This is a genomic window from Roseibium sp. LAB1 (genome assembly GCF_054658235.1).
The window spans coordinates 81,333-94,534 of record NZ_BAAGIB010000002.1; the positions used below are offsets into that span (position 1 = coordinate 81,333).

The window sequence follows — 13,202 nt, forward strand, 5'->3', positions numbered from 1 at the left end:
CGCCTGAGGCTTATTCGGCAACCAGCAGGGGCGTGACCGGACCGTCCTCAACCTTGCTCGTCTGGGCGCTGGACACCTTGGGCAGGGCCGGTGGGGCGACGGGGATGATCTCCGTCTTTTCCAGTGCCGCATCAGACGTTCCCGCCAAAATATCGTCCGGGGTTTCTGCCGCACCTTCCGTTGAAGCTTCGGCATCGTCGGTGACAGGGTCGGCGTTGCTGCCGCTCTCTTCAGATCTTGTCGTCTCCACCAGGGGCTCATCCACCGGTAACGGCTGGTGCTTATCCTGGCTATTGTCCTGCTTCTGGCCAGAGTAAGTACTACCCACCGACGTCCAGTCCACCAGCCGGGTCATCGCATCCTGCAGGACAGCGGTCAGACGGGCCATTCGCACCTTGTCCGGCTCGAAGGGTGGCGATTCGTGTCGCAGGTAAGAGCGCTGCGCCAGCAGCAGCGTCATCGCATGAAGGCCACGGTCCGGACGGCCGAACGTATGGGTGATGAAACCACCGCGGGTCTGCTCGTCGACGCTGACGGTATACCCTTCCCGCCCCTTGAACGAGCCGACCAGCACATTGCGCAGGTCCGGATCACACGACTTTCCGTCCGCCGTCCCGATGCTGACCAGCGGCAACCCATTTTCGGTCACGCCCTTGATGTTCGAACGCATGGACTGGCAGTCCAAAACGATCACCTTGCGATGACTGCGCAGGAGGCGGTCAATCTGGCGGCGAAGCGCCTTGTGGAACGGCGTATAGAACAGCAGCGTGCGTTGTTCGATCTCGATCGGACCCGGCTCTTCGCCTTCCTGATAGATGCGCTTGCCATCCAGCGTGGTGGCGGGACACAAGGCGCGCGTGGGATCCTGCGCAGCGCTGACAGGCGTCTTGGGATCGCGGTCGAGGTCGACGACGTAGCGGGAAATGGTGGAGCGCAGCACCGTCGCGCTCAACTCTCCGTGAAAGTCGAACACACGCTCCAGTCGCCAGGCAAGATCGGCCTGAAGGCGGCCCGTGGCGTTCAGTCTTTTTTCGACAGCGTTCGGGATCTCCGTGCCCGAGTGGGGCAGGCAGACAATAAGCGGGCTTTGTCCTTCTTCAACCAGGATCATGCTGCAACGCCTAAACGACGAGACCAAACGGCCTCTAACTTGGAGAATTTACTTAACGGAAACAAGACATTTTCTTTACAACCAAAAGTCACATCACCCTACCCGCAGCAAGGTACGGTCGAATAGATCATTGTTTCCAGCTGTTTGCCAACTCTTATCGCCCGCGCCGTTTCGGGGTGAAAGCCGTTTCCGGTCAGATCCCCGCTTTCCCACACCATTTCGCAGCTGCACAATCCCGTGAACCGGGCACTGTTATTCGGCAGGCCATCGAACTGGCGTCTTGACGGATGCCTGCAGGCGGGCAATTTTCTCGTCAACACGTCTTCCGGCGGCCAAGGCTGCCCCATCCCCTCCGTTCAGGAACTGCCTTCAAACGAGGACCCCGCCATGACGCTTCGCAATGGCAAAGAATTTCTGATGATTCCAGGACCAACCAATGTGCCGGAGGAGGTCCTGCGCGCCATGCACCGGCCGGCGGTGGACATCTATGAAGGCCCCCTGCTGGAAACCACGAGTTTCTGTTTGCACGGACTGCAGCGCCTGTTCCGGACCGAAGGCAAGACGTACATCTACGCAGCCAACGGTCATGGCGCCTGGGATGCTGCCCTGTGCAACACGCTGAAGCGTGGCGACAGGATCCTGGTGCTGGAGTCCGGCCGCTTCGCGCTTGGTTGGGGCGAGGCTGCCAATGTGCTGGACCTCGACATCGAGGTTCTGCCAGGTGCCTGGGACAAGGGGGTAGACCCCGCCCGGCTGGAAGAGCGCCTGAAACGGGATACCGCCCACGAGATCAAGGCTATCCTGGTGGTCCAGGTCGATACGGCATCCGGCGTCTGGAACGACATCGCCGCGCTGCGCAAGGCCATCGATGCCGCTGTGCACCCTGCACTCTTCATGGTCGACACCATCGCGTCGCTTGGCTGCATTCCTTTCGAGATGGATGCCTGGGGTGTTGATGTGGCGCTGACGGGGTCGCAGAAGGGCCTGATGTGCCCGCCCGGCCTCTCCTTTGTCGCCGCCGGTCCGAAAGCCGACAAGGCACATGAGACTGCGGAGCTTCGCACAAACTACACCGACTGGACTTTCCGGCAGGGGCCGGAGCATTACCAGAAATATTGCGGCACCCCACCCGAGCACCTCCTGTTCGCCTTTCACAAGGCGCTCGACCTCATTTTCGAGGAAGGGCTGGAAAAGACCTGGCACCGACACGCCCTTCTGGGTGAGGCAACCCGGCGGGCCGTTGCGGTCTGGGCGGAAAAAGGCGCGGTCGATTTCAACATCACCGACCCGCACGCCCGCTCGAACTCCGTCACCGTTGTGCGGTTCAATGAGGGCGATGCAGCCGCCCTCAGGAGCTTCACCAAGGAAGTCTGCGGTGTCACCATCGGCGGAACGATCGGCGAATTGTCCGGCAAGGGCATCCGCATTGCCCACATGGGCCACGTCAACGCTGTCATGCTTCTGGGAACGCTGTCAGCCATCGAGCTCGGTTTCCAGAAACTCGGTATTCCCCACGGAAAAGGCGGCGTGCAGGCGGCGATGGATTATCTGGCAGGGGCTCTGTGAGAACGGTGGGACGCGTCCTGGAAAGTGTCGGATTTTTGAGCGCGATCGGCCGCCTTTCACACGGGTTCAAATGCTTGGCAATGCTTGCTGCGCGGCATTTTCACCAGTCCCTTCAGCAAAACGGTCCTCATCCTGAGGAGGACCGGTCAGGCCCGTCTCGAAGGATGGGCCGCTTGTACCGAATTATGCCGCCCATCCTTCGAGATAGCGCTACGCGCTTCCTCAGGATGAGGGTCGTTTTGAAGTCTTTTTCTTCCTAAAGCTTTTCCTCCAGCCGGTCGCAGATCGTTTTCAGAACCTTGATCCGGGCATGGCGCTTGTCTTCGGAGGAGACCAGCGTCCAGGGGGCGTAGTGGGTTGACGTGCGGTCGATCATGTCTCCCGCCGCGATGGCGTATTGGTCCCATTTCAGGCGATTGCGCCAGTCGTCATCCGTGATCTTGTGCTGCTTGTAGGCCGTGTCCTCGCGCGCCTTGAACCTGCGCAGCTGCTCCTCTTCGGAAATCGCGAGCCAGAACTTGCAGACAATGTAGCCAAAGTCCGTGAGTTCCTGCTCGAACTCGTTGATTTCGTTGTAGGCGCGCAGCCAGTCGTCGTGTCCGGCATATCCTTCGACACGTTCCACCAGCACACGTTCGTACCAGGACCGGTCGAAGATGGCGAAATGACCCTTGGCCGGCACGCGTCGCCAGAAGCGCCACAGGTAGGGGCGTGCCTTTTCCTCGTCGGTCGGTGCCGAGATCGGGTGAACCTTGTAGATGCGCGGATCGAGCGGGCGGATCACCCTGCGGATCGCACCGCCCTTGCCGGCAGCATCATTGCCCTGAAACACCAGAACGACACCCGTCTTGGAGAGGGACTTCATGTCCGACAGATCTGACAGTTTCTTCTGATACTTGTCGCGAAGCTCTTCGTATTCGGACTTCTCCAGCTTTTCCGTCAGGTCGATGGTGTCGACCGCTGTTTCGCGCTTCAGGCCGCCGACCACGGGCGGTGCGGCAATCGAATGCGGTTCGCCGTCCTCCAGCTTCAGCTTCATGGCATTGGCAACTGTCTGTGCCAGCGCGGCATCGCGGTACTCGGGATCCTGGGAAGGGATGACAAACCAGGGTGCATTGCCCTTGCTGGTTTCAAGAATGATCTTTTCGCCGGCCTCGCTGGCCTTCTTGTGGTGCTTCAACGCCGCCCAGTCAGCCAGAACATGGCGTGCGGCATGTTTTTTCTCGATGCGCTTCAGCCGTTCTTCCTGTTCCTTCTTCGGCAGGTAGAACCAGAATTTCAGGATCAGCACATCCTCGTTGGCGAGCATTTCCTCGAACCGGCGGATCCGGGTCAGGGCCTTGTCGAAAGCATCCTCGTCGATCTTCTTGTAGATCCAGTCCCGCAGAACGGTCTGATACCAGCTCCCGAACACGATGGCCGTCTCGCCTTTGGGTGGCAGATCGCGCCAGTAGCGCCACAGCGGTGGGCGCAGCTTGGCTTCATCCATCAATTCGCCATAGGCGTTGCAGACCAGGTGGCGCGCATCCATCCAGCCATAGAGCCTGGCAACCGCTTCGCCCTTGCCCGCACCATCCAGGCCATCTACGAGGATCATCGTCGAAAACGGCTGTTTCTCAACAACGGGCAACTGGGCCGCCAGCAGCGCCTCGCGCAACTGTGGCTCCAGCTTCTTGAAGGTTTTCTTGTCCATGTTCTGCGGCAGGCGGGCGGATTCAAACATGAAGACCTCAAAAGAAAAGACGCACTGGCTGCATCTTGAAACAGTGGCGTATAAAAAACCATCTCTTGCTTCAAACTTCCCGAATGCAAGCAGATTCCAATTTTTCGCTATCGGATGGAAGACGGCACGCCTATATGAAGCGGTAACCAGTTCCTTCGGCAGTCCGGTGGTGCCTGGCATTTGACTGTTTTTAGCTTTTCTCGACCAACACGACCGACCCCGTGACCGAATTTCTTGATCCCGTTCTGACCTTCATCGCGGAAAACCCGTCCCTGGCAGGTCTGATCTGTTTTCTGGCCGCCATGGGCGAAGCACTGTTCCTGATCGGTCTGTTCGTACCGACGACGGTGGTGCTGGTGGGGGCTGGAACGCTTGTAGGGCTCGGCAAGCTGGACCCCTTGCCGCTGTTCATCTGGACGACCCTGGGCGCGACCGTGGGCGATGCGATCTCCTACTGGATCGGCTACGCCTTTAAGGACAAGATCAAGACCATGTGGCCGCTGAACAAATATGCGGACATCGTGGAAAGCGGCGAGAATTTCTTCAAGAAGCACGGCGGCAAGAGTGTCTTTATCGGACGCTTCGTGCCCGGCGTGAAATCGGTGGTTCCAGGCATCGCCGGCATGGCCGGCATGAATTTCACGCGGTTCTCGGTTGTCAACGTTACCTCCGCGTTCGCCTGGACGGTTGCCCATATTGCCCCCGGTATCATTGCCGGTTCGGCGCTCGACGCCATCGGCCAGATCAGCGGACGGCTGGCGCTGGTGCTCGGGGCGCTGCTGGTTATCGTGTTCCTGGCGGTGATGCTCGGCCGCTGGCTGATCCTGATCGTTCTGCCGCTGTTCCCGAACACGCATGCAGCCATCATCAAGCGCTTTGCAAGGCGACAGGACCGGGTATCGCAATGGATCGCGCTCAATTTCGACCCCGCACATCCGCGTTCGGCCGGCATGCTGGCCTCTGCGCTGCTCCTGCTGATTTCCATGCCGGCCTTCTTCTGGATTGTCGGTGAAATCGCTCCCGGCGAACCGATGGTGCGTGCCGACCTTGCGATCCTGAACCTGTTCGACAGCCTGCGCACCCCGGTCGGGGACAGGCTCATGGTGTTCGTGACCTCGCTCGGCGACGGCGTCGTCGTTGCCGCCGTCACAGTTGCAGTCGCCGCCTATCTGTTCCTGAGGAAAGCCTGGCGGCGTGGCATCGGCTTTGTCATCGCCATAGCCGGCACGGCCCTGTTCGTGCCGCTGTTCAAGCTGATGCTGCATCGCTCGCGGCCGATCGAGCTTTATGCAGGCGCCGACGCCTACAGTTTCCCCAGTGGCCATGCGACGCTGAACGCGGTGCTCTACGGCATCTGCGCCGTGCTGATCGCGCACGATCTCAGCCGGTGGGCCAAGGCCAGCATTTTCACTGTCACAACAACGCTGGTCATCACCATCGGCTTTTCGCGCGTCTACCTCGGTGCCCACTGGATGTCGGACGTGTTGGCAGGGCTCTTGTTCGGCATTGCCATGGTCTCGGCCTTCGCCTTCGTGTTCGGCCCGATCCACAACGAGAAGATCGGCCGGGCCACACTCGCCGCCATCGTTGTGGCAACGCTCGGTGTCTTCGGCGCCTGGCACCTTTCGGGCACCTACGACAAAGCGATAAAAATCTACGAGCCACGCTCCAACACGGAAGTGCTGACCTCGACAGGCTGGCTCGCGACTGGTTGGCGGGCCCTGCCCGCCAAGCGCATCGAACTGAACGGCGATACGGAAGAGCCGCTGGTGATCCAGTTCGCAGGATCACTGGACCGCTTTGCCAAGGCGTCGGAGGCCGACGGCTGGCAGACGCCGCCGAAATGGTCTCTCTCGACCGCAAGCGGTTTCGTGGAAGGCAAGACACCGCCGGACTCCCTGCCAATCCTGCCGCGCAGCCAGAACGGGCGACAACCGGCTCTCGTGCTCATCCGCAAGGATCAGTCTGCGGACGCGGAAAAGAGCGGCCGCTGGGTGCTGCGGCTCTGGCCGAGCCGCTATGCCATTCTGGAAGCGGGGCACCTGCATCCGCTTTACCTCGGCAGCGTGGTACATGAGGACATACTGCGCCCGATGGGCGAGTTTTCCGGCCCCAAGACGGATATCGAGACGCCGGACTCAACCGACAACCCAGCCCTTCTGCTGCCTGGTGCAGTAACGCGAACGCGGGCGGACGGCACCGAAGTCGTGCTCGGCTTCGGTTATGGACCGGTGCCTCCGGCTGCGTCCGGGGTTCCGGCAAATAATACACCCGAGGCAGCACCGAAGGCTCAGTAATCTCGCCATCGCAGCGGTTCGGATCTGGCGTCTGCATCGCGTTCCGGATCAGCCCTTTGCGCTGGTTTGGAGACGGGTGTTCTGTTGAGCCTCCACACGACGCGGTCCCAAAAATGTCCTATTGGACGGCCATCCTCTTTCAATAGCTATTCGAATTTCGGCTTCACTCCGCGCCGAAAGGTATCTTGATTCCAGTTAGTTAAACTCCATTGGCAGAGTTTGTTTTCCGTGTCTCGAATCCCCATCCCTGGAAGCGCGATCGAAAATTACCCCTTGATACTTTTTTCTTATATTCATATATTTGAATATATCGTAATCAAGGGCACATCATGACTGACTTTACACCCCTTATGAGTTTCCTGGGTGGAACGCTGATCGGCGTTGCCACCGTTGCCCTGATGGCCGTACTTGGACGCATTGCCGGCATCAACGGCATTGCCAGCGGCTTTCTGACGACCCGGATCAACCAGGACTGGGCCTGGCGCACCGCCTTTCTGGCCGGCATGGTCGCCAGCCCGCTGATCCTGCTCGGCGCGACCGGGCAGCTTCCGGAAATCACCGTACCGTCCTCACCGCTTCTGCTGGTGGTCGGCGGTATTCTGACCGGTATCGGTACGACCTATGGCTCCGGTTGCACGAGCGGACATGGTGTCTGCGGCATCTCGCGCCTGTCGGCGCGGTCCATCGTGGCAACCGTCACGTTCATGGCCACCGCAGGTGTGACCGTCTACCTGACACGCCACGTCTTTGGAGGATAACGGCATGAAACTACTTTCCGCTTTTGCCATTGGCCTCCTCTTCGGCTGCGGCATCCTGATCTCTGGCATGGGTGATCCCGCCAAGGTGCTGAACTTCTTTGACGTTGCCGGAACCTGGGACCCGAGCCTTGCCTTCGTGATGGGCGGTGCGCTTCTTGTCACGGCCATCGGCTATCGTCTGGTCTTCCGGATGAACACACCGTTGCTGGCGAAGGGCTTCACCCTGCCCACAACAACCGACCTCGACGCCAAGCTGATCGGCGGTTCGGCGGTTTTCGGCATCGGCTGGGGCCTCAGTGGCTTCTGCCCGGGCGGCCTCGTCCCGGTGCTGGGCCTTGGCATGGAGCCCGTGCTGACCGCCGGTGCTATCGTCGTGGGCATTTTGACAGCAAGATGGATGATGGCCCTCGGTCATCGCGGACAACCCGCAAAAGCCTGACCCAATTCTGCCGGCAAAAACAAACGGGAGACTGATATGAGCAATTCAAACTATCCGGTCGACATGGGTGTCAAACCTGAAGTTACCCCCTTCTTCGACCCGGCAACCAACACCATCAGCTATGTGGTCAAGGACCCGGCATCAAATGCCTGCGCCGTTGTCGACAGCGTGATGGATATCGACTACGCGGCGGGTCGCATCACCTACGACCATGCCGATCAGATCATCGCCTTTATCCGCGAAAAGGGTCTCGAATTGGAGTGGCTGATCGAGACCCATGTTCATGCAGACCACCTGTCGGCAGCGCCGTATATCCAGCAGAAGCTGGGCGGCAAGCTGGGCATTGGCGACAAGATCACCGTGGTTCAGGAGACCTTCGGCAAGGTTTTCAATGAAGGCACGGAATTCCAGCGCGACGGCAGCCAGTTCGACCGTCTGTTCCTTGACGGCGACGTCTATCAGATTGGCGACATGACCGCCTTTGCCATGTATACGCCCGGCCATACCCCGGCCTGCATGGTGCATGTGATGGGCGACGCCGCCTTTGTCGGCGACACGCTGTTCATGCCGGACGGCGGTTCCGCCCGAGCCGATTTCCCCGGCGGCGACGCGGCAACACTTTACGACAGCATCCAGAAGGTGCTGGCCCTGCCGGACGACATGCGCCTGTTCATGTGCCACGACTACGGCCCGAACGGCCGCGACATCCAGTGGGAGACCACAGTGGGTGCCGAGAAGGAGCACAACATCCACGTTGGCGGCGGCAAGTCCAGGGAAGAGTTCGTCAAGTTCCGGACAGAACGCGATGCCCAGCTCGACATGCCGAAGCTGATCATCCCGTCACTGCAGGTGAACATGCGTGCAGGCAAGCTGCCGCCCGCGGACGAAAGCGGCAAGACCTTCCTGAAGGTGCCGGTCAACGGCCTCTGATCGAGATCCTTAGCGGAACCCTCTAACAGAACCGACGCAGACAGCCGGTATCCCGTGCTCGGACACGGGACAGCTCCTGCGGAAATCGGTCGAGATTTCATCGCCGGGAGGAGGCGGACAGGACCCATGAAAGCAATCAATTCCCAGATATCGGTAGCTCCCCAGGTAAAACCAGAGGACATGGCCGACTTTGCACAGCAGGGCTTTCGCTCGGTGATCTGCAACCGCCCGGACGGAGAAGGCGCCGACCAGCCCTCCTTCGAGGAAGTCGAAGCCGCCGCCAGAAAGCTTGGCCTCGAGGCGCGCTATCTGCCCATCGTCGCCGGCAAGGTCGGCGACACGGACGCGGAAGAGTTCGGCAAGCTGATGGAAAGCCTGCCGAAACCGATCCTGGCCTATTGCCGGACCGGCACGCGCTCGGCAACGCTCTGGTCGCTGTCCCAGGCCGAAAAGCTGCCATTGTCCGATATCCTCACGAAGACCAAGGCTGCCGGTTACGACATGGCGGGCGTCGTGCGGCGTATTGCCAATGGAGGACGCACGCCGACCGAAACAGCCGAGGACGCACGCTTCGACATCGTCATCGTGGGTGGTGGCGCGGCCGGCATCTCGGTGGCCTCCAGCCTGCTTGCCCGCAAGTCGGACCTGGAGATCGCCATCATCGATCCGGCGGACGTTCACTACTATCAGCCGGGCTGGACCATGGTCGGCGGCGGCATCTTCGAGGCGTCGGACACTGCCAAGACGATGGGGTCTCTCATTCCCAAGGGTGTTCACTGGATCAAGTCGGCCGTTGCCGCCTTCGAACCGAAGGACAATGCCGTCGTTCTGGACGGTTGCCGGGTGGTGAAATACGGACGGCTTGTGGTCTGTCCCGGGCTGAAACTCGACTGGCACAAGGTCGAAGGTCTCGTCGATACGCTCGGCAAGAATGGCGTCACCTCCAACTATCGCTACGACATGGCCCCCTATACTTGGCACCTGGTGCAGACCTTGAAGGCAGGGCGGGCGCTGTTCACCCAGCCGCCCATGCCGATCAAATGCGCCGGTGCGCCGCAAAAGGCCATGTATCTTTCCGCAGACCACTGGCTGAAGTCCGGCACGCTCGACAAGATCGACATCCAGTTCATGAACGCGGGCGGTGTGCTGTTCGGTGTGAAGGACTATGTGCCTGCACTGATGGACTACGTGAAGCGCTATGATGCCGACCTCAACTTCTTCCATAATCTGGTTGCCGTCGACGGCCCTGCCAAAAAGGCCGTGTTCGAGGTGAAGGAACCGGAAAAGGATCCCCGCCAGGTGGAAGTCGACTTCGACATGATGCATGTCACGCCACCGCAGACGGCGCCTGACTTCATCCGTGTCTCGCCGCTGGCGGATGCAGCCGGCTGGGTTGATGTCGACCAGTCCACGCTGCGGCACAAGACCTTCGACAACATCTGGTCGCTCGGCGATGTCATGAACGCACCGAATGCCAAGACGGCAGCTGCCGCGCGCAAACAGGCGCCTGTGGTCGCCGAGAATATCGTTTCCGATATCGCAGGCCACAGCGCGACGGCGCAATATGACGGTTACGGCTCCTGTCCACTCACCGTGGAACGCGGCAAGATCGTCCTGGCCGAGTTCGGTTATGGCGGAACGCTGTTGCCGAGCTTCCCGCGTTGGCTGGTGGACGGGACCAGGCCGACGCGAACTGCGTGGCTCCTGAAGGAGCGCATCCTGCCTCCCATTTACTGGCGCGCCATGCTGCGCGGCAAGGAATGGCTGGCCAAGCCGGAAAAAGTATCGGCAGCATAACAAACCCGGCAAACGGGCCCCATCGTACCAACCTGCAACTCGAGCCGGTTCTCCGGCTCGAGTTTTTACCAGCCCCGACAAAGGCCAAGAAAAATGATCCGCCTACAGCGCTACCTGCCCATTCTCGACTGGGGTAAAAGCTATGACAGGGAAACGGCAACGAACGATCTCGTTGCCGCGGTGATCGTGACGATCATGCTGATCCCGCAGTCTCTGGCCTATGCGCTTCTGGCCGGACTGCCGCCTGAAGTCGGACTTTACGCGTCCATCCTGCCGCTCGTCGCCTATGCGCTGTTCGGCACCAGCCGTGCACTGGCCGTCGGACCGGTTGCCGTTGTCTCGCTGATGACGGCTTCAGCCGTTGGCGAACTGGCCAGGCAGGGCACCCCGGAATATCTGGGTGCGGCCATCATTCTTGCTTTTCTGTCCGGCCTGATGCTGATCGCCATGGGCCTGTTCCGGCTCGGTTTCCTGGCAAACCTCCTAAGCCACCCGGTGATTTCCGGCTTCATTACCGCCTCGGGCCTGCTGATTGCCTCGAGCCAGCTCAAACATATCCTCGGCGTCAAGGCGAACGGACATACGCTTTACGACATCCTGGGCTCGATCCTGCAGCATCTTGGGGAGATCAACTGGATCACCTTTGCCATCGGTGTCTCGGCCACGGCTTTTCTCTTCTGGGTCCGCAAGGGCCTGAAGAAGCTCCTGCTTGGCATGGGCATGAGACCCTTTTTTGCCGATATCCTGACCAAGGCCGGGCCGGTGGCGGCCGTGGCCGTGACCACCATCCTGTCCGCCGCCTTTCAGCTTGGTGAAAAGGGCGTGCGCGTTGTCGGCGACATTCCCTCCGGCCTGCCGGTGCCGCATCTGCCGGCCTTCGACAGCGAACTGTGGCTGGCTCTGGCAGGTCCCGCGCTGCTGATATCGGTTATCGGTTTTGTGGAATCCGTTTCCGTTGCCCAGACGCTGGCAGCCAAGAAGCGACAGCGGATCGAACCGGATCAGGAACTGATCGGCCTGGGCGCATCCAACATCGCCTCCGCCATTTCCGGTGGCTATCCGGTCACCGGCGGGTTCGCCCGCTCGGTCGTCAATTTCGATGCCGGTGCCGCCACACCCGCTGCCGGTGCCTTCACCGCGGTCGGCATTGCGCTGGCTACCTTGTTCCTGACCCCGCTGCTGACCCATCTGCCGCAGGCGACCCTGGCTGCAACCATCATCGTCGCCGTGCTGTCGCTGGTCGATCTCGGTGCGATCAAGCGGACGTTCGCCTACTCCAAGAGCGATTTCGCCGCGATGGCGGCGACGATCCTGATCACGCTGTTCTTTGGCGTCGAACCGGGTGTCGTGAGCGGCGTTGCCCTGTCGATCGCGCTCTATCTCTACCGCAGCAGCCGCCCGCACATGGCAATTGTCGGCGTGGTGCCGGGGACCGAGCATTTCCGCAATATCGACCGGCATGCCGTGGTGACGGGAGAGCGAGTGCTTACGCTACGGGTCGATGAAAGCCTGTTCTTTGCCAATTCGCGGTTCCTGGAAGACCGGATCTACGCGCTGGTCGCCGAAAAGCCCGACATCGAGCATGTGGTGCTGATGTGTCCGGCCGTGAACGAGATCGACGCAAGCGCGCTGGAAAGCCTCGAGGAAATCAATCATCGCCTGCAGGACTCCGGCGTTTCCTTCCACCTTTCGGAGGTGAAGGGACCGGTGATGGACCGGCTAAAGCGGACCGATTTCCTGAAGCATCTGAGTGGGCAGGTGTTCCTCAGCCAATATGACGCCCTGTGTGCGCTCGACCCGCTGACGGCGCATATTTCGGAAAGCCGCACACCGAAGAAGGCCGCGAAGTCGAACCTGTGGAGCGGGCCGGAAATTTGATCCGGCCCCGGCTGTTTTGCTGTGAGAGGGTCGAACCGGTTGTTACCGCATTACTGTCTGATCCAGCGCTCCTCATCCTGAGGAAGCGCATCAGCGCTGTCTCGAAGGATGAGGCATTTTTTGCTGTCAGGCGCTTGAGGCAGAGAGCCGCTCGACCCCAAACCAGGCAGCAAACGAGCATCAGTTGCTGTTTGACGATTGCAGGATCGGGATGATCTTTTCGCAGAAGCGGAAATGGACCGGGGGCTTCTCACCTTCCTGAACCAAGAGGCCTTCCGTGCCCCGGGGCTGCACTGTGACCAGTTCGATCGCCTCGCCGCCATCCGTCAGCAGGCAGTTGATGGCCGCGCGCTGGGTCATCTTGCCGCTTTTCTCGGCGCCATAGACCTGACAGATCCTGCCCGAAGTTTCCAGAAGACCTCGGTAAATGGCGAGCGTCGACCCCGGTGCGCTTCGGTCGATCCGAGGCGCAGGACAGTCCTGCAGCTCGCGAACCCAGATGCCTTGCGCGAAATCCGCGAAACGCAAATCCAGTGCGCGGCCCTGCAACAGAGGCGCTGATTTCGGCACCTTGAACATCAGGTCGCCCTTGCCTGCAAGCGCAGGCCCGCACACAATTGCCAGTGCCACGCCCAACAAGGCACCTCGTTTGAAACCGTTCAACCGCTACCCCCTCCCGGAGTGACAAGATCCATCCGGATTA

General features: G+C 60.5%; 11 protein-coding genes. 8 read left to right on the forward strand and 3 right to left on the reverse strand.

The window, feature by feature from the left end:
- Window positions 1–10: 10 nt before the first annotated feature.
- On the reverse strand, window positions 11–1,111 hold the full coding sequence (locus ACYQ54_RS10430; RefSeq protein ID WP_460081869.1) for an N-formylglutamate amidohydrolase: 1,101 nt from the start codon (window positions 1,109–1,111) through the stop codon (window positions 11–13).
- Between the two features lie 387 nt (window positions 1,112–1,498).
- Here ACYQ54_RS10430 and ACYQ54_RS10435 point away from each other — a divergent pair, with 387 nt between their 5' ends.
- Window positions 1,499–2,677, forward strand: coding sequence for a pyridoxal-phosphate-dependent aminotransferase family protein (locus ACYQ54_RS10435; RefSeq protein WP_460081872.1), 1,179 nt, complete (start codon window positions 1,499–1,501; stop codon window positions 2,675–2,677).
- Between the two features lie 256 nt (window positions 2,678–2,933).
- Here the strand turns inward: ACYQ54_RS10435 and pap are convergent, their stop codons facing one another.
- Window positions 2,934–4,400: a polyphosphate:AMP phosphotransferase gene (pap, locus tag ACYQ54_RS10440; protein ID WP_460081874.1), complete on the reverse strand. Its 1,467-nt coding sequence runs from the start codon at window positions 4,398–4,400 to the stop codon at window positions 2,934–2,936.
- On the opposite strand from pap, the gene ACYQ54_RS10445 reads away from it, so the two are divergent.
- The 7 genes from ACYQ54_RS10445 to ACYQ54_RS10475 all read left to right on the forward strand — a co-directional run bounded on the left by ACYQ54_RS10445 (window position 4,399) and on the right by ACYQ54_RS10475 (window position 12,499).
- Entirely contained in the window at window positions 4,399–4,584 is a 186-nt protein-coding gene (locus tag ACYQ54_RS10445) for a hypothetical protein (RefSeq protein WP_460081876.1), read from the forward strand. The genes pap and ACYQ54_RS10445 overlap by 2 nt on opposite strands.
- Before the next feature lie 37 nt (window positions 4,585–4,621).
- Complete coding sequence (locus ACYQ54_RS10450; protein ID WP_460081877.1) at window positions 4,622–6,697, forward strand: bifunctional DedA family/phosphatase PAP2 family protein; 2,076 nt, start codon at window positions 4,622–4,624, stop codon at window positions 6,695–6,697.
- A gap of 329 nt (window positions 6,698–7,026) precedes the next feature.
- A complete protein-coding gene (locus ACYQ54_RS10455) occupies window positions 7,027–7,455 on the forward strand; it encodes a YeeE/YedE family protein (RefSeq protein WP_460081879.1) in 429 nt (142 codons plus the stop codon).
- A 4-nt stretch (window positions 7,456–7,459) separates the two neighbouring features.
- Window positions 7,460–7,894, forward strand: coding sequence for a DUF6691 family protein (locus ACYQ54_RS10460; protein ID WP_460081881.1), 435 nt, complete (start codon window positions 7,460–7,462; stop codon window positions 7,892–7,894).
- Window positions 7,895–7,930: 36 nt separating this feature from the next.
- The gene (locus tag ACYQ54_RS10465) at window positions 7,931–8,824 is read left to right on the forward strand and encodes an MBL fold metallo-hydrolase (RefSeq protein ID WP_460081883.1); all 894 of its coding nucleotides are present in this window, start codon (window positions 7,931–7,933) and stop codon (window positions 8,822–8,824) included.
- A 126-nt stretch (window positions 8,825–8,950) separates the two neighbouring features.
- A complete protein-coding gene (locus tag ACYQ54_RS10470) occupies window positions 8,951–10,621 on the forward strand; it encodes a bifunctional protein tyrosine phosphatase family protein/NAD(P)/FAD-dependent oxidoreductase (protein ID WP_460081884.1) in 1,671 nt (556 codons plus the stop codon).
- A gap of 93 nt (window positions 10,622–10,714) precedes the next feature.
- Window positions 10,715–12,499 (forward strand): SulP family inorganic anion transporter, encoded by a 1,785-nt coding sequence (locus ACYQ54_RS10475; protein WP_460081886.1) that lies wholly within the window; start codon window positions 10,715–10,717, stop codon window positions 12,497–12,499.
- A gap of 180 nt (window positions 12,500–12,679) precedes the next feature.
- Here the strand turns inward: ACYQ54_RS10475 and ACYQ54_RS10480 are convergent, their stop codons facing one another.
- Complete coding sequence (locus tag ACYQ54_RS10480; protein WP_460081889.1) at window positions 12,680–13,162, reverse strand: hypothetical protein; 483 nt, start codon at window positions 13,160–13,162, stop codon at window positions 12,680–12,682.
- Between the last annotated feature and the right edge of the window lie 40 nt (window positions 13,163–13,202).